This is a genomic window from Streptomyces lunaelactis, assembly GCF_003054555.1.
Lineage (GTDB): Bacteria > Actinomycetota > Actinomycetes > Streptomycetales > Streptomycetaceae > Streptomyces > Streptomyces lunaelactis.
Window position 1 is genome coordinate 964,430 of sequence record NZ_CP026304.1, and the last position, 16,098, is coordinate 980,527.

17 protein-coding genes are annotated in these 16,098 nt (G+C 71.7%); 3 read left to right on the forward strand and 14 right to left on the reverse strand.

The window, feature by feature from the left end:
- Window positions 1-10: 10 nt before the first annotated feature.
- Together abmR and SLUN_RS04190 are read right to left on the reverse strand one after the other, a co-directional pair.
- Window positions 11-535: an ATP-binding transcription factor AbmR gene (gene abmR, locus SLUN_RS04185; RefSeq protein WP_108147205.1), complete on the reverse strand. Its 525-nt coding sequence runs from the start codon at window positions 533-535 to the stop codon at window positions 11-13.
- Between the two features lie 106 nt (window positions 536-641).
- On the reverse strand, window positions 642-1,127 hold the full coding sequence (locus SLUN_RS04190) for a MarR family winged helix-turn-helix transcriptional regulator (RefSeq protein ID WP_108147206.1): 486 nt from the start codon (window positions 1,125-1,127) through the stop codon (window positions 642-644).
- 85 nt (window positions 1,128-1,212) lie between these two features.
- On the opposite strand from SLUN_RS04190, the gene SLUN_RS04195 reads away from it, so the two are divergent.
- Window positions 1,213-1,584, forward strand: coding sequence for a VOC family protein (locus SLUN_RS04195; RefSeq protein ID WP_108147207.1), 372 nt, complete (start codon window positions 1,213-1,215; stop codon window positions 1,582-1,584).
- A 2-nt stretch (window positions 1,585-1,586) separates the two neighbouring features.
- Entirely contained in the window at window positions 1,587-2,561 is a 975-nt protein-coding gene (locus SLUN_RS04200) for a DNA-3-methyladenine glycosylase family protein (protein WP_108147208.1), read from the forward strand.
- Between the two features lie 16 nt (window positions 2,562-2,577).
- Here the strand turns inward: SLUN_RS04200 and SLUN_RS04205 are convergent, their stop codons facing one another.
- From SLUN_RS04205 to SLUN_RS04250, 10 genes are read right to left on the reverse strand one after another with little or no spacing between them, the layout of a single operon-like run.
- Window positions 2,578-4,077: an ABC transporter ATP-binding protein gene (locus tag SLUN_RS04205; protein ID WP_108147209.1), complete on the reverse strand. Its 1,500-nt coding sequence runs from the start codon at window positions 4,075-4,077 to the stop codon at window positions 2,578-2,580.
- On the reverse strand, window positions 4,074-4,895 hold the full coding sequence (locus SLUN_RS04210; RefSeq protein ID WP_108147210.1) for an ABC transporter permease: 822 nt from the start codon (window positions 4,893-4,895) through the stop codon (window positions 4,074-4,076). Before SLUN_RS04210 ends, SLUN_RS04205 begins: the two co-directional genes overlap by 4 nt.
- On the reverse strand, window positions 4,892-5,845 hold the full coding sequence (locus SLUN_RS04215) for an ABC transporter permease (protein WP_175313357.1): 954 nt from the start codon (window positions 5,843-5,845) through the stop codon (window positions 4,892-4,894). The genes SLUN_RS04210 and SLUN_RS04215 overlap by 4 nt, the downstream gene beginning before the upstream one ends.
- Window positions 5,842-7,428, reverse strand: a complete 1,587-nt coding sequence (locus SLUN_RS04220; RefSeq protein WP_108147211.1) for an ABC transporter substrate-binding protein — start codon at window positions 7,426-7,428, stop codon at window positions 5,842-5,844. Before SLUN_RS04220 ends, SLUN_RS04215 begins: the two co-directional genes overlap by 4 nt.
- Complete coding sequence (locus SLUN_RS04225; RefSeq protein WP_108147212.1) at window positions 7,425-8,297, reverse strand: class I SAM-dependent methyltransferase; 873 nt, start codon at window positions 8,295-8,297, stop codon at window positions 7,425-7,427. The genes SLUN_RS04220 and SLUN_RS04225 overlap by 4 nt, the downstream gene beginning before the upstream one ends.
- A complete protein-coding gene (locus SLUN_RS04230; protein WP_108147213.1) occupies window positions 8,294-9,607 on the reverse strand; it encodes an MFS transporter in 1,314 nt (437 codons plus the stop codon). Before SLUN_RS04230 ends, SLUN_RS04225 begins: the two co-directional genes overlap by 4 nt.
- Complete coding sequence (locus SLUN_RS04235) at window positions 9,604-10,692, reverse strand: dipeptide epimerase (RefSeq protein WP_108147214.1); 1,089 nt, start codon at window positions 10,690-10,692, stop codon at window positions 9,604-9,606. The genes SLUN_RS04230 and SLUN_RS04235 overlap by 4 nt, the downstream gene beginning before the upstream one ends.
- Window positions 10,689-11,813, reverse strand: coding sequence for a PLP-dependent cysteine synthase family protein (locus SLUN_RS04240; RefSeq protein WP_257153660.1), 1,125 nt, complete (start codon window positions 11,811-11,813; stop codon window positions 10,689-10,691). Before SLUN_RS04240 ends, SLUN_RS04235 begins: the two co-directional genes overlap by 4 nt.
- Window positions 11,810-12,649: a Rossmann-like domain-containing protein gene (locus SLUN_RS04245; RefSeq protein WP_257153661.1), complete on the reverse strand. Its 840-nt coding sequence runs from the start codon at window positions 12,647-12,649 to the stop codon at window positions 11,810-11,812. The genes SLUN_RS04240 and SLUN_RS04245 overlap by 4 nt, the downstream gene beginning before the upstream one ends.
- The gene (locus SLUN_RS04250) at window positions 12,646-13,938 is read right to left on the reverse strand and encodes an ATP-grasp domain-containing protein (RefSeq protein ID WP_108147215.1); all 1,293 of its coding nucleotides are present in this window, start codon (window positions 13,936-13,938) and stop codon (window positions 12,646-12,648) included. Before SLUN_RS04250 ends, SLUN_RS04245 begins: the two co-directional genes overlap by 4 nt.
- 223 nt (window positions 13,939-14,161) lie before the next feature.
- Here SLUN_RS04250 and SLUN_RS04255 point away from each other — a divergent pair, with 223 nt between their 5' ends.
- Window positions 14,162-14,773: a GNAT family N-acetyltransferase gene (locus SLUN_RS04255; RefSeq protein WP_108147216.1), complete on the forward strand. Its 612-nt coding sequence runs from the start codon at window positions 14,162-14,164 to the stop codon at window positions 14,771-14,773.
- A 15-nt stretch (window positions 14,774-14,788) separates the two neighbouring features.
- Here SLUN_RS04255 and SLUN_RS04260 read toward each other — a convergent pair whose 3' ends face one another.
- Both SLUN_RS04260 and SLUN_RS40905 read right to left on the reverse strand, forming a co-directional pair.
- Window positions 14,789-15,610: an alpha/beta fold hydrolase gene (locus tag SLUN_RS04260; RefSeq protein WP_108147217.1), complete on the reverse strand. Its 822-nt coding sequence runs from the start codon at window positions 15,608-15,610 to the stop codon at window positions 14,789-14,791.
- Window positions 15,611-15,692: 82 nt separating this feature from the next.
- The gene (locus SLUN_RS40905) at window positions 15,693-15,860 is read right to left on the reverse strand and encodes a hypothetical protein (protein WP_254709928.1); all 168 of its coding nucleotides are present in this window, start codon (window positions 15,858-15,860) and stop codon (window positions 15,693-15,695) included.
- Window positions 15,861-16,098: the final 238 nt, after the last annotated feature.

Sequence of the window (16,098 nt, forward strand, 5' to 3'; positions counted from 1 at the left end):
CGACCAGAAGTCAGTCCGTGTCAGGGCCCTGCGCGCGGACCTTCTGGACGTCCTCCAGGGACTGACGCAGGTCGCTCAGCCATTCGTCCGCGTTCTTCTGTACCAGGCGGACGCACCAGGCCAGCGCATCGCTGCGGCTGCGCGCGACGCCGCCGGCGATGAGGGTGTCCAGCACCTGGCGTTCCGGTTGGCGAAGCCGGGTCATCACCGGTGCGGAGACCGTGGTGTACATGGCTCGTACGCCGTCGCACTCGGCGCCCCACGACACCTTCCGCCGGAACTTGCGCTCGGCCTCTCGCGCTACGGCGATGCGGTCGTCACGGGTCCGCTCACGGAACTCCGCGATACGTCCCTCCACAGCCGCGTCGCGCTCCACCTGGGACGCCTCGGCACTCAGCTCGGGTCCGGGGATCCGGCCGATGACCGTGATCTCTTCGCGGTCGACCGTCACGTCCACGAGCTCGAGAAAGAGCCCGTCCGGCAACCGACCGGAGAACCAGCCGCGCAACGCCTGTTGTTCTTCGGATGTAATCATGTAATCAAACGTACTCCTCATCCACTCGACCCGGAACATCCGCGTCGCCCCGGAAACATCCGCCCGCCCCGGAGCTCAGCCGGCGTCCGCGTCTCGTGCGGCTCGCCTACATGGCCGAGACCGTCCGGGCCGGCATCCCCTCGAGTGCCGCCGCCATGCGGTCGAGGTCGGCGAGGAGCTCGGCGAGACGTCGCTCCGGGACGGCGTCGGTCATGCGCTGGTCGATGGCGTAGACGGCGGAGCGTGCCGCCGCGAGGCGACGGTGGCCCTCATCGGTGAGGTGGGCGGGCAGAGCGCGGCCGCGGTCGGTGGTGGCCGGCCGGGTGATGAGGCCGGCGTCCTGCAGTCCGCGAAGGACGACGTTCATGGACTGCCGCGTGACGAAGGTGCCGCGGGCCAGCTCGGCGTTGGACAGGCCGGGGCGCTGGTCGAGGAGTTCGAGGCAGGCGTACTGCGGCACCGTCATGCCGTACTCACGCAGTGCTCTGTCCATCGCGCCGCGCAGGGCCGCGGCGGTGCGCTTGAGGCGGTATCCCAGGCGCTCGGTCACGTCGGCGGCCGGGGCCTGGCCGGAGGGGGTCCCATCATGCATGTCAGGAGTTTGACATGTAAGCGCGGCGCCGTCTATCTTCTCCTTATGTCAAAGTCCTGACATACCCGATGATCGAGGAGTACTTATGACTGCCACCGTCAGCGGGCCGGACTTCATCGCTCTGCAGGTGCGCGATGTCGAAGCGGCTGCCGCCTTCTACGAGGGGCATCTCGGGCTGCGCCGGGCGCCTGTCTCGCCGCCCGGGGCGGTGGTGTTCGCCACCGAGCCGGTTCCGTTCGCCGTCCGCGAGCCGCTGCCGGGAGGGGATCTCGACGCCGTCGAGCGGCCCGGCCTCGGGGTCGCCCTGTGGTTCCGGACCACTGACGCGCAGGCTCTGCACGACCGGCTCCACGCCGCCGGGATCCCCATCGTCAAGGCACCCGAGGATGGTCCGTTCGGCAGGATGTTCACGTTCGTCGGCCCTGAGGGCTACGCCATCACTACGCACGAAGGCTGACCATGACCGCCACCGTCGTCATCACCCCGCGCGGGCCGTTCTCACTCGCGGCGAGCCTGCGGTTCCTGGAGAGCTTTACACCCGCCGGGTACCGCGACGCCTCGGACGGCAGGGTGCTGCGCCTGGCCTTTCCCGCCGACGACGGCCGCTCGACGGTGAGCGCGGAGGTAAGGCAGGCGCAGAGTCCGGAGGGCACCGTACGGGCCAATGTCACCGTGCACAGCGGGAATCCGGGCAATGACGCGGCGGGCACGGCATCTGCGGAATCGGACGGTACGAGCGGGGTGCGGGCGCAACTGGCCCGCATCCTCTCGCTCGACGTCGACGGCAGCGCCTTCCCACGGCTCGCCGAGGGCGATCCCGTCGTCGCCGAACTCATCGCGGAGTACCCGGGATTGCGGCCGGTGTGCTTCTACTCGCCGTACGAGGCCGCGGCCTGGGCGGTCATCGGCCACCGCATCCGGATGGTCCAGGCCGCCGCGATCAAGGCGCGCATCGCCGAGCACCATGGACAGCGCGTCACCGTCGCCGGGGAGTCGCTGCACGCCTTCCCCACCCCGCTGGTCCTGCGCGGACTCAGCCGTGTTCCGGGCCTGCCCGAGACGAAGGTCGAACGGCTGCGTGCCCTCGCCGACGCGGCTCTCGCCGGTGATCTCGACGCCGCCCGGCTGCGCGCGATGCCAGTGGATGACGCGCTCGCTCATCTGCGGACCCTGCCCGGCATCGGCCCCTTCTCCGCGGAGCTCATCCTCATCCGCGGCGCCGGACACCCCGACGTCTTCCCCCGCCATGAACGCCGGCTCCACGCTTCGATGGCCGAGGCCTACGGCCTCGGCGATCCTGACGCCTCCGACGCGTGCCGGCTCGCCGGGATCGGCGATCACTGGGCGCCATACCGCAGTTGGGTCGCGCTCCTGCTGCGCACCCGCCGTGAGGAGAAGGCCGGGCCGGCAGCCCGCGGTCGCTCGGTGCGGTAGCGCCCGCGCCGGTCAATCAGGTCCTGTCCGCAACCGCGGCACTCGACTGCGCTGCCGCGGTTGCGGACAGGACCTGATTGACCACACGCCCCTCGTCCAGGACCGCGATCCGGTTGCCGAGCGCGCCGGCGGCCGACAGATCGTGAGTGATGAACACCAGTGCAAGCTCGGTGCGTTCACGCAGTCGCGCGAGCAGATCGAGGATGCCGGCCCTCGTCACGGTGTCCAGCCCCGAGGTGATCTCGTCGCAGACGAGAACGCTCGGCCGGGCGAGCAGGGCCCGCGCGAGTGCGGCCCGCTGCAGCTCGCCGCCGGAGAGCCCACCGGGCCGCCGGCCCGCCAGACCGGCCGTCAGGCCCAGCTCTTCCAGCGTCCGTACGGCCTCTTCGCGGGCACTGTCCCGGTCCGCGTCGCGCAGCCGCACGGCCGTCCGGGCGACCTGGTCGAGGACCGGCCGGTGTTCGTCGAAGGCCGCCCGCGGATCCTGGAACACGTACTGCACGGCGGCAAGTTCGCCGCGGCTGCGGGACCGCAGACTGCGCCGGAGCGGACGGCCGTCGAGCAGCACCTGGCCTTCGTACGCGCTGTGGAGACCGGCCACGCAGCGCCCCAAGGTGGTCTTGCCGCTCCCGGACCGGCCGACCAGTGCCAGGCACTCCCCCGCTCCGACCGACAGGTTCGCGCCGTGCAGCACCGTGACGGGACCGCGGGCGGTGCGGTGCCGGGCGGCCAGATCCTGGACTTCCAGGCGGGCGGCCCCGGCGGGCGCCGCCCGCGGGAGCGGACCTGGCGGCCGCTCGGCGAGGAGCGCGCGGGTCCACTCGTGCTCGGGAGCGGCCAGTACCCGCCGCGCCGGTCCTGACTCGACCACCTGACCTTCCCTCATCACGAGTACTTCGTCGGCCAGTTGCCGGACCACGTCGAGGTCGTGGCTGAGCAGGACGACGGCGATCCCCTGCCGTACGAGCGCGGACAGCTCGTCGACGATGCGCTGCTTGGTGAGCGTGTCCTGGCCCGTCGTGGGTTCGTCGGCGACGATGACGCGGGCGCCCAGGATCAGCGCCTGCGCCAGTACGACTCGCTGCTGCTGGCCTCCGGAGAGCTCGTGCGGGAAGCGTCGCGCCACCTCCTCCGGGTCCGGGATCTGGGCGCGCCGCATCGCATCGTGCACGCGTCGGCGGATCTCCTCGCGGCCGTCTGCCCGGCGGCGGCCGTCTGCCCTGCGTCGGGCGATGTCGCGCAGCAGGGCTCCGACGCGACGGGCGGGGTTCAGCACGGCCGCTGGGTGCTGGGGGATGTAGCCCACCGCGCCTTCGGCGGTCCGCACGGTGCCGCCGATCCGGGCGCCTGCGGGGTACTCGCCGAGGAGCGCGAGGCCGGTGGTGGTCTTGCCGCTGCCGGAGGCGCCGACGACGGCGGTGACCTTTCCGGCGTGGGCGCGCAGGCTCACGCCGTCCACGATCGCGCGTCCGCCGACCTCGACCCGCAGCCCGGTCACCTCCACGACAGCGGTCATCGCGTCTTCCTTTCCTTGCGGGCGCGCCCCTGCAGGGCGGCGTCGAACAGCAGATTCGTCCCCATCGAGAGCACCGCGATCAGCAGCGCGGGCACCACCACGGCCCACGGCTGCAGGAACAGGCCCGTGCGGTTGCGGTCGACCATCACCGCCCAGTCGGCGGCGTCGGGGTCCACGCCGACGCCGAGGAAGGCGGCCGTGGCCACCAGATAGAGGGCGCCGGTCAGCCGGATGCCGGCGTCGGCCGCGAGGGTGCGCCGCATCGAGCGGGCGACGTATCCGACCGCCGTGCGCCACCACGTCTCGCCCTGCATCCGCAGTGCTTCGACCGCCGGCCGTGAGGCGATCTCGACCGCCGCGGCGTGGACGACCCGTGCCGCGTCCGGGACGGCGGCCAGGGCGACCACCACGGTGAGCCCGGCCGGACCCGGCGTGAGCGTGGCGGCGACGAGCAGCACCAGCAGCAGCGACGGGACGGCGATGAGGACGTCGAGGGGCCGCATCAGCGCGTCCTCCAGCCACGTCCGGCGGGTGAGGGCGGCGGCGAGGCCGAGTGGGACGGCGACGGCATAGGCGAGGGCGGTCGCCACGAGGGCCACGAGCACCACGGAACGGCCGCCGAGCAGCACCTGCCGCCCTACGTCCCGCCCGGTGAAGTCGGTGCCGAGCCAGTGGCCTTCGCCGAAAGTGAAGGAGACGGCGCGTGGTCCGGCGGGCCCGGCGAGCAGCGGGCCGAGCAGCGCGAGCAGCAGCGGTACGGCGATCAGTGCGAGGGCGAGCGCACAGCGGCTCGCGTCGCTCCGCGAGAGGATCTTCACGCCGCGACCTGCGAGCGTGGGGCGAAGCGGCGTGCGACCAGGTCCGCCCCGAGGTTGAGCACGACGGTGACGACGCCGAAGACGACGGCGATGCCCTGCACCACCGGGACGTCCCGGGCGGCGACCGCGTCGATCAGTACGGTGCCGAGGCCGGGGATGACGAACAGCGCCTCCACGACGATCACTCCGCTGAGCAGCCAGTCACAGGTGCGGGCGAGCTGCTGGGTCGCGGGCGCGAGGGCGTTGGGCAGGGCGTGGGCCCAGCGGACGCGGGCGCCGGACAGTCCGTAGCGGCGGGCCTGGGCAGCGTACGGCGAGGCCATCGCGTCGATCATGCCGGCGCGCACCAGTCGGCTGATGGAGCACACCGGCCGGGACAGCAGGACGGCGACCGGCAGCACCAGCACGGCCGGGTGCGCGGCGAGATCGCCGCCGGTGCCGACCGCGGTGGGCGGCAGCCAGCCCAGTCGCAGCGCGAAGAGTGTGGCCAGCAGCACGCCGAGAGCGAACTCCGGTACGGCGTGGACGGCCAGCGTCAGTGCGCTGACGGTCCGGTCCAGCGGTCCGCCCTCGCGGCGGGCGGCGAGGACGCCGAGGCCGACGGAGAGCGGCACCAGCAGCACCAGGGTGGCGGCGGCGAGCAGCACCGTGGGACCGAGACCGGTGGTGAGATAGCCGGTGACGGGCCGTCCGGTGACCAGGGAGGCACCGAGGTCGCCGTGCAGCATCCCGCCGACCCACTCCAGGAACCGCTCGATGGCCGGCCGGTCGAGCTGCATGGCCTCGCGTATGCGGGCGATGCGCTCCGGGTCGGGCTGATCCCCGGCGAGCGCGACGGCCGCGTCACCGGGCAGCGCTTCGGTGAGCACGAAGATCAGCAGGACGACGGCCGCCGTCTGCCCCAGGCCGAGGAGCAGGCGGCGGCCGATCCAGGTGCGGTGGAGCGTCACGCGAGCCAGATCTTGTCGAAGCGCGCCCAGTCCAGGGTGTTGGCGGGGGCCTCCTTGGCCACCCCGCGCACCTTGGGCGCGGTGGCGACGATCCAGTCGGCGAAGCCCCAGATCAGGAAGCCGCCCTCGTTGTGGAGCCGGCGCTGCATACGGTCGTAGAGGGCCGCGCGCTGCTTGTCGTCGCGGGTGGACTGGATCTGCTGGTAGAGCTCGTCGAAGTCCTTGTGCCGCCAGTGGGTGGCGTTGGTGGGCGAGCCGGTGAGCAGCCGCTGGGAGACGTGGGACTCGATGGGCATGGGGCCGGAGCGGTACGAGGCGAAGGTGCCTGAGGTGAGGATGTCCTTCCAGTACGTGTCCTTGTTGCCGACCTTGACGTCGACGGTGACACCGGCCTTGGCGGCCTGTTCCTTGAAGATTCCGGCGGCCTCGATGAAGCCGGTGGCGACCGGCGCGGTGTCCAGGGTGACCTTGAGTCCCTCGGCACCGGCCTCGCGCAGCAGGGCGCGGGCGCGCTTGAGGTCCTGCGTGCGCTGCGGCAGCCCGGCGGCGTAGTACTGACTGCCCTTGCCGAACAGGTCGTTGCCGATCTCGCCGGCGCCGGAGAGCGAGCCGTCGACGAGTTCCTTGCGGTCGGCGATGAGGAAGAAGGCCTGACGGACGCGCTTGTCGTCGAACGGCGGGCGGTCGGTCTTCATCACGAAGCCCTGCATGGCGCTGTTGCGGAGCCGTACGACGGTGATCTTGCCCTGGCCCTCGTGGGCACGGGCGGTGGCGGGGTTCAGTTCGTGGGCGTACTCGACCTGGCCGCCGAGCAGCGCGCCGACGCGTGCGGACTCCTCGCTCGCCACGACGAACTCCAGCTCGTCCAGGTGCGGGGCACCGTCCCAGTAGGCGGCGTTGCGCTTGACGAGGAGTGAGCTGCCGGGCTTGAACGAGACGAAGCTGAACGGTCCCGAGCCGACGGGCCTGTCGAAGGTGTCGGCGTCCTTGGGGACGATGTACGCGCCGAACGCCGCCAGAGTGTTGGGGAATTCCGCGTACGGGCGCTTGAGCTTGAACTCGACGGTGGACGCGTTCACGGCCCGGCTGGCGCCGAGGTCTATGGGCTCCAGGGCCGCCTGGGCGCGGAACGCCTGCTTGGGGTCGGCGATCCTGCGGTAGCTGTAGAGCACATCCTCGGCCGTGACCGGCCTGCCGTCGTGGAAGGCGGCCTTGCGCAGGGTGATCCGCCAGCTGTCGAGTGCCGCGTTGGGCTCCCAGCGGGCGGCGAGGCGCGGCAGCGGCGAGAGGTCGGCGCCGAAGTCGGCGAGCTTGTCGAACAGCGCCTTGGCTCGGGCGGCGTCGACGAACAGGCTGGCCGAGTGGGGGTCGAGCGTCTCGTTGGCGCCGCCGCCCGCGAAGGCCGCGCGCAGCCGGCCGCCGCGCTTGGGGGTGCCGCCGGCGGCTCCGTCGTCCTTTGCGCCGGGTGCGGAGCCGCCGGTGCCGCAGCCCGCGGCGAGGGCGAGTGCGGTGGCGCCGGTACCGATGATGAAGCCTCTTCGGGCCAGGCCGGGCAGGCGACTGCCGAGGGACGAGTGGTTCATGAGGTGCTGTCTCCGTTGCTGTGAGCGGTGCTGAGGGTGTGGCCGTGGGTCTGGCTGAGGGGCTGGCTGTGGGCGTTGCTGTGACGGGGCATCAGCCGGGCGATGACGTGCAGGCGGTCGGAGCTCGCGCTCTCGGCGGGCGCGGCGCCTTGGCTCCAGGGCGGTTCGGTACGCGGCCCCGGCCGGTCGTAGAGGGCGAGCACCTCGAAGCCGGCCGCCGCGAGGAAGTACCGCAGCTCCTGCGGGAAGAGCAGCCGCCAGGCGGAGCGCTGCTCCTGGGGCGGCGAGCCGTCGTCCGCGGTCCACACGCGGCGACGGCGCAGCAGTTGGGCGGCGTGGTCGATCCACAGCGTGGTCCGGGAGGTGTGGGTGACGCCGTGCCGGGCGACGGTGTTGACGCGCGGCCCGTCGAGCAGTTCCGTACTGCCGAGGAAGAAGGCTCCGTTGCGCATCTCGGCGATCAGCAGGCCACCGGGTGCGAGGTGGCGCCGGCAGCAGGCGAGAAACGCGGTCAGCTCCTCGTTGGTGTGGCAGTACAGCAGCGCGCTGTCCAGGCAGACGGCGGCGTCGAAGCCGCGCCCGAGGTCGAAGTCCCGCATGTCGGCGATGCGGTAGTCGGGTCCGGGGTGATGGGTGCGGGCGTGGGCCAGCATGGTCTCGGAGGTGTCGATGCCGACGACCTCGCGACCGGACTCGTGGTGCAGCCAGGCCGCGTCGCGGCCCGTACCGCAGCCGATGTCCAGGACGCGCGGCCCGGCCGCGTAGCGGCGCAGGACGTCGTCGGTCCAGCGGGCGGCGAGGTGCCCGGGGTCGGGGAAGCGCTGTTCGTACAGCTCCGGGGTGTCGCTGAGAAAGTTGCCGGTGGTCATCGGGACTCACTCCTCTGACGGCTGACGGCGCGGATCGGCGCGGAATCCGCGGCGAGATCCGCCGCGAGGCCGGCGGTGGCCGGCACGGGCAGGGCGCGCATCCGGTGCAGCCGGGTGACAGCGGCCGCGGACGTCAGTCCGAGGGCGAGGCAGCAGGCCCACGGCAGCCAGGCCCGGCCGGAGTGGCCCGCACTGTCCATGGCCCAGCCGATCGCGGCGTTGCCGCCCGCGGCGGCGATCCCCGACACCCCGTAGAACAGCCCGTAGTACGTGCCGGTCAGGCCCGCGCGGCCGAAGGCGGGGATCAGCTCCATGACGAACGGCTGGGCGATCATCAGCCCGAGGTGGAGCATCAGGGCCCCGGCAAGCACCGGCAGCAGGTGCAGCGCCGCGTCCGCCGCACCGCGCGGCGCGGGACCACCCGCCACCAGCATCGGCGGCAGGAACGCCAGGCCCATGACCGCCAGTCCGGCGCCGATCCAGCGGGCTCCGCTGCCCCGGCCCTTCAGCCGCCGGGTGATGCGCAGTTGCAGCAGCAGGTTGGTGACGGTGCCGGCGAGGAAGAGGAGTCCGACGGCCCCCTCCCAGCCGGTGGCCTGCCGCGCGCCGTCGGGCAGCAGCAGGTAGAGCTGGTTCTCCATGCCGTACATGCCGACCATGGCGAGCGAGAACAGCAGGAACCCGCGGTTGCCGACCGCCTCGCGCCAGTCGCCGAGTACGCTGCCGGACGCCGCGGGGACCTCACGGGCGGGCAGCACTGCCGCCTGGGCGACGGTGAGCAGCGCGAAGATCGCGGCCGCGGTGAGCGCCGCGGCCCTGAAGTCGACGAGCAGCAGCAGGCTGCCGAGCAGCGGCCCGAGCAGCGCGCCGGCGGTGGCGAAGACATTGAAGAGCGCGAACGCCTCCGCCCTGCGGCCGCCCGCCTCCTGGGAGACGTAGGTCCGCACGGCCGGGTTGAACAGGGCTCCGGCCAGTCCGCTGACCACGGAGGCGGCGAGCAGCACGGGCAGCCCGTCCCCCAGCGCGAACAGGCCGAAGCCCACGGTGCGCAGCGCGCATCCGGCGATGATGACGCCGCGCGCGCCGAGCCGGTCGGCCGCCGATCCTCCGATGACGAACAGCCCCTGATGGCTGAGGTTGCGCATGCCCAGGACGATGCCGACGACCACCGCCGACATGCCGAGGTCCTGGGACAGATGCGTGGCCAGGTAGGGGATCAGCAGGTAGAAGCCGGTGTTGACGCCGAGTTGGTTGACCAGGAGCAGCCGGACCGCGGGCGGGAAGCTGCGTACCGCGTGCAGGGTCTTCACCGGGCGACCGCCTGGCGGCCTCCGGCGTTGGGTGCGGCCGAGCGGTCGGGGGACGGCCGTACGCCCAGACCGGCGCGGCCGGACGTACGCACTGTCCCGTCCGCCCCTCCGATGCCCGTCCACGGGTCGTCGGCGAGGAGCAGATGGCCGTCGAGGTCCACCCAGCGGGCCCGGTCGGCGAGGTGCACCGCGGGTGCGATGCCCAGCGAACTGGCGGTCAGGCAGCCGAGCATCACCTCGGTGCCGCTGCCGTGCAGGGCTTCGACGATCCGCAGCGCGACAAAAACCCCGCCGCACTTGGCCAGCTTGATGTTGAACCCGTGCACCTGTCCGGCGAGCCGGAGCGCGTCCTCGTAACTCACCGCGTCCTCGTCCGCGATCACGGGAATCGGGGAGTTCTTCGCGACGCGGGCGAGCACCTCGGGCCGGCCGGGCGCGACCGGCTGCTCCACGGCCTCGACGCCGAGTGCGGCGAAGCGCGGCAGCAGGTCGAGTGCCTGGCCCTCGGTCCAGGCTCCGTTGGGGTCGAGCAGCAGCCGAGCGTCGGGCGCTCCCGTCCGTACGGCTTCGACGCGCGCCAGGTCCTGGGCCGGGTCGGCGGATCCGGCCTTGACCTTGAGCACAGTGAAGCCGCTCATCGACAGCCGTGCCGCCTGTACCGCTGCCGGTACGGGGGCGACGATGCCGATGGTGCGGGCGGTTGCGGCCGCCGGTGGGAGGTCCGTGCCGAGCAGGCGGTGAACCGGCTCGCCGGCCCGGTTGCCGACCAGGTCCAGCAGGGCGGCCTCGATCGCGCCACGCACGCCTGCGGGAAGATCCTCGGGTGCGGCAGTTCCCCGCCCGAATTCGGCCAACGCGGTCTCGGGCTCGGGGAATCGCTCGAGCCCCGGCCGCGACTCCTCCAGGCACCGCTCGATGCGCTGCGTCGGCAGGCCCAGGTAGTCACTGCTGACGGCCTCGCCGTAGCCCCGAAGACCGCCGTGATCGATGGCGACCCAGACGGCGTCGCGGCGTGCCATGACCGACCGGGATATCCGCAGGGGCTCGGTCAGTTCGAGTTGTGCCGTGCGCCAGGTGAGCCTCATGCGGCATCTCCCTCTCCCGGCGCCGGGACGAGTGCCCGCGCCGGCGCCAGCGGGTCGACGACGGTGCGGCAGCGCGCCCAGCCGCCGACTTCGACCGCACAGGGATGCGGGATCTCCACCGGCCGGACGGCGAGCGTGGCCGTGTCCAGACCGTGGGTGTGGCAGAAGTCGTCGTCGTAGACCGTGCCGAGGTAGCGGTGCGCACCGTCCGGGAACACGGTCGCCACGACCGCGCCCGGCTCCACGCGGGCCGCCCACGCGGAGACCAGCGCGACGGCCCCGGTGCTCCAGCCGCCGCTCACGAAGCTGGTGCGGGCGAGCCTGCGGCAGGCGTCCACCGCCTCGGCCGGCCCCACCCAGTGCACTTCGTCGAATTCCTTGTGGGCGACATTGCGCGGGTGGATGCTGCTGCCGAGCCCGCGCATCAGCCGCGGGCGCGCGGGCTGACCGAAGATGGTCGAACCGACGGAGTCGACGCCGATCACCTTCAGCGCCGGCCAGCGGCGACGCAGCGGACCGACCAGTCCGGCGCTGTGCCCGCCGGTCCCGACGCTGCACACCAGCACGTCCAGGTGGTCCAGTTGGGCTGTCAGTTCCGCCGCCATCGAGGCGTACCCGGCGGCGTTGTCGGGGTTGTTGTACTGGTCGGGCCAGTAGGCCTCGGGCATCCGGCGCAGCACTTCGCGCAGCCGCGCGAGCCGTGCGGCCTGCCAGCCGCCCTCCCTGGCGGGCCGGTCCGCCAGCTCCAGCTCCGCGCCGTAGGTGCGCAGCAACTGCCGCATGGACGGCTCGAGTTCGGTGTCACCGATGAGCACGACGGGATGACCGAGTGCCTGCCCGGCGAAAGCGAGTCCGATGCCCAGCGTGCCCGAGGTCGACTCGACGACCGGGGCTCCGGGGCGCAGCTCGCCGCGCATCCGGGCGCCGCGCAGCATGGAGACGGCGGCCCGGGCCTTCATTCCGCCCGCGCCGAGGCATTCGAGCTTGGCCCAGAACCCGGGGTGCGCGTACGGCAGTTCGGTGCGGATCCTGGCCACAGGGGTGCGGCCGAGCAGCCGCAGCAGGTCGGGGTTGGCGACGTCGGCCGCCTTGGGTGGGTGCAGGGCGGGAGCCGCGGTCACTGGGCGCCCCCGTAGCGGTGAACGACCCCGGGGCCGCCGTCGAGCCAGAAGAAGGGATAGGGCTCCGCGCACACGGCGCTCACCCCGGACCCGAGGAAGCGCGGCAGGACGGCGCTGCCGGTCTGGGCGAACATCACCAAGGGTTTGCCGGTCGCAGCGGCGTGCGCGAGCAGCGGCTCGAAAGTGCCGTTCCCGAGGGTCATCCCCGAGGCGAGAATCGCGTCGCAGTGTTCGAGCTCGGCACCCGCGTCCGTGCGAACGGGCTCACCCCATTCGGTGGTGCCGCCCTTGAGGTCGCAAGGGATGTAGCCGATTCCGCGGGTACGCAGCCGCTCCAGCAGGGAGTTGACGACTCCCACGACGAGCACCGTCCGCAGTCGCGTCACCGGCAGCAGGTCCACCACCGCACGCGCGCGGGCCCGGGACTTGTGCAGGGAGCTTCCGGCCGGCAGCGCGTAGGGCCGCGCCCCGTTGGCGGGGGTGTGCGGGCGGGCGTGGGTCAGGTAGGCGTCCAGCGCGGCGATCCGTATCGGCAGCAGGGGGTGGTCGAGCAGTTCGGCGACCGTGGCGCCGACGCAGTCGTCGAGCGCGGCCGCGGGCAGAGCACCGGGTTCGACGGCGCAGGATCCGACGGCCTCCGCGAGGCGCAGGCTGAGCACCTCGTTGCGGTAGCCGCTGGTCCGCCCGGCGTGCCGTACGGCCTGGGTCGTGGTGAAGGCGACCGCGATGCGTTCCTGGGCGGGGCCGGGTCCGTACGCGGCGGACCGTACCCGGTCGAGGAGTTCGTCGATCGAGCGGACGTTTCCGGACGTTTCGAGGATGGCGGGAGTGTTCACGCGGGGACCGCCGTCCGCGGCTCGTAACGGGGGCGCAGCCGTGAGAGCAGCCGCTCGGCCGTCTCCCGTGCGCCGCCGCCTTCGGTGTCGGCGGTCATGACGTGGCCGAGGTATTCGTTGTTGCTGGTCGCGGCGCGCACCGTGCGTCCCGGCTCGGCAAGGGTCAGTTCGAGCACTCCGGGTTCCTGCCGGACGCTGTCCTCGCCCTCGATGGCGGTGAGCCTGCCGTCCGTCCGCGTGGGCAGGCTGCCCTCGTCCGGGAGCAGGAAGGCGACGGCGGCGCTGCGGACTCCGGTCGGGCGCACGGCGAGGTCCGGTTGCCCGCCGAGGGCGACGTCCACGCAGACAGCGGCGAGGTCGACGCCCGTGACATGGCGGACCAGCTCCGTGATCCGGTTGCCGGCCGGGCGGGGGTTCACCTCGACCACCCGGGGTCCGGCGGGGGTCAGCTTGACCTCGGTGTGGCAGACGACCTGGTCCAGTCCCAGTGCCTCGATCGCCCGTACGGCGGTTTCGGCGGCGGCCTGGGTCTGTGCGGGTTCGATGCCCGCCGGGAACATGTGGCTGGTCTCGATGAACGCGGGCGCGCCGCCGATGCTCTTGTCGGTCACGCCGACCACCTGGGTGGAACCGTCGAACGAGACCGTCTCGACGCTGACTTCAGGACCGGTGAGGAACTCTTCGATGAGGACGACAGGGGCTCGTTCCTGACCGCGCGCGTTGACCGGGAAGTCGTACAGAGCACGGCAGGCCCGGTCCAGCTCGGCTTCGTCGGAGACCTTGCGCACCAGCATCCCGGCGCACAGGTCCACCGGCTTGACGACCAGCGGGTAGCCGATCTCCCGGGCGGCGGACTGGGTCCGGGACCAGTCCCGGCACACAGCGAACCGCGGGCCCGGCACTTCGGCATCGGCCAGCAGCCTGCGCGTCAGGTCCTTGCGGCAGGCTCCTTCGACGGCCTTCGGGGTGGGCCCCGGCAGGCCGAGTCGCTCTGCCGTCCGTGCCACCGCGGGGAGGTAGTAGTCGCACGAGGACACCACACCGTCGAAGGTGAGCACCTCGTGCAGTTTCTCCACGTACGGAAGGAGCACGTCCATGTCGTTGGTGTCCGTGGTGAGGATGTTCCGCGCCGCGAGCAGCGGGTGCGGGCCGTCGGCCGGGGTGGATCGCAGGTAGTGGTGCAGATCCCGGGTGACGAAAGTGAACTCGTGGCCGCCTTCGCGGACCGCCCTGGGCAGCAGTCTGCTCATCGACCCCACCCAGCTCTCGATAACCAGCAGATGTCCCACGGGACTTCCTCTCAGACCGTCACAGCTCTCGTGCACACCGAAGCGCGGACCACCAGGTACGGAGGTGTCCGCAGCAACCGAGTGAGACGTTATCGGAAATCGTTTTCATTTCCAACATGACCTGAGAGGCTTCCCGGAAGGCGTCGAACGGGGGGTCGGTCGATGCGTCAGATGGAAGTCATTTTCATGTAGCCTGCGACTCCGTGACCCCGGAGGCGGAGCGATGAAGGATCTGACACAGCAACAGGAAGTCGGCCCGTACGTGGTGCGCCACGCAACCGCCGAAGACGTGCACGGCGCGCGCAGCGTCATGCTCGACACGTTCTACCGGGAGTTCGACTACGGCTACGTCCCCTCGTGGCACTCGGACGTGGTCGACATCCACCGCAGCTACCTCGACAACCCGCGCCACACGCTCGTCGTGGCCGTACGGGACGGCGAAGTGGTGGCCACCACCGGGCTGCACTCCCGGGGCCCGGTCCACCCGCCGCATCCCCGGTGGCTCTGTGAGCGCTACCCCTCGGGGCGCACCGCGCAGCTCGCCCGCGTCTATGTACGCCCTGCGCACCGCAGGCATGGACTCGCCCGCGTCATGGTGCTCATGGCCTGCGAATTCGCCGCCCGCACCCCGGGATACGACAGCGTCTACCTGCACACCAACGTCGACATCCCGGGCGCGGAGGGCTTCTGGCGCAGCCTCGCCACGGAGGTGTTCGACGCCCGCACGACGGGCGAGCACGGTGGATTCGGGACGGTCCACTTCGAGATCCCGATCCCGTGGCGCGACGGCGCGGACCATGACCACGGCTCACTCGTCCGCGCGGGCGGGCGCTGAGACAGCCCGAACTCGTCAGCCGCGGATGAAGTCGAGCAGGTCCCGGTTGAACGCCTCCTCGTAGGCGCCGTTCAGACCGTGCGGGGCACCCGGGTAGACCTTCAACGTGGCATCCTTGACCAGCTCCACGGACTTGTTGGCGGCGGCGACGATGGGCACGATCTGGTCGTCGTCGCCGTGCGCGATGAAGGTGGGGACGTCGAAGCGCTTGAGGTCCTCGGTGAAGTCGGTCTCCGAGAACTGTTCGACGCAGTCGTACGCCGCCTTCAGTCCCACCTGCATGCTCCACAGCCAGAACGAGTCACGCATGCCCTGCGAGACGGCGGAGCCGGGCCGGTTGGCGCCGTAGAAGCTCTCGCTCAGGTCCTTGTAGAACTGCGAGCGATCGGCCCGCACACCCTCGCGAATGCCGTCGAAGACCTCGATGGGCAGGCCTTCGGGATTGGCGTCGGTCTTCAGCATCAGCGGTGGTACGGCTCCGAGGAGTACGGCCTTGGCGACGCGCGCTGTGCCGTGCCGGCCGATGTAGCGGGCCACTTCGCCGCCGCCGGTGGAGTGGCCGACCAGGACGACCTCGTTGAGGTTGAGGCTCTCGATCAGCTGGGCCAGGTCGTCGGCGTAGGTGTCCATGTTGTTGCCCTGCCAGGGCTGGGCGGAACGGCCGTGGCCGCGCCGGTCGTGCGCGACGGTGCGGTAGCCGTTCTCGGCGAGCAGCCTCAACTGCCCGTCCCAGGCGTCGGCGTTGAGCGGCCAGCCGTGGCTGAAGACGACGGGCTGTCCGGTGCCCCAGTCCTTGTAGAAGATCTCGGTGCCGTCGGTGGTGGTGAACGTGCTCATAGGTCCTGTCCTCTCGGTCGGATGAATCGGCGCACGAACGACAAGGCGGTGTCGGCGACTTCTTTCCAGCCGCTGTCGATGGTCAGTGCGTGGCCGCGGCCCGGGACACTGCCCGGCTGCGGTTGGCCGGGTTGCCGAGTACCCATCGGTCCCAGCTGCTCGGCAACAGCCACAGGCCGTGGACTAAGACCACCGGCGTGCGGCCGGTGGCGTTGGCCCGCTCGATCTGCTGTGCGTCATTGGAGGACATTTCATGTCTCACCTCGCACTCTCGGTCACTTCGAATATCAGGCCCATAAGTGGACGATAGCTGCCGACACGCTCGCCCTCGACCCCACTGCCGCCGCGCTCGGCTCCGCCACGGTGGAGCTGCTGCGGGCGCTGATCGCCTCCGCGGCGGGAGCGGACGCCTGTGCACGGCCAGCGATGGCCGACTCACTGCTCGAACGCGTGCCGGCCCGCACACGGGCACATCTGACGGAACCGGA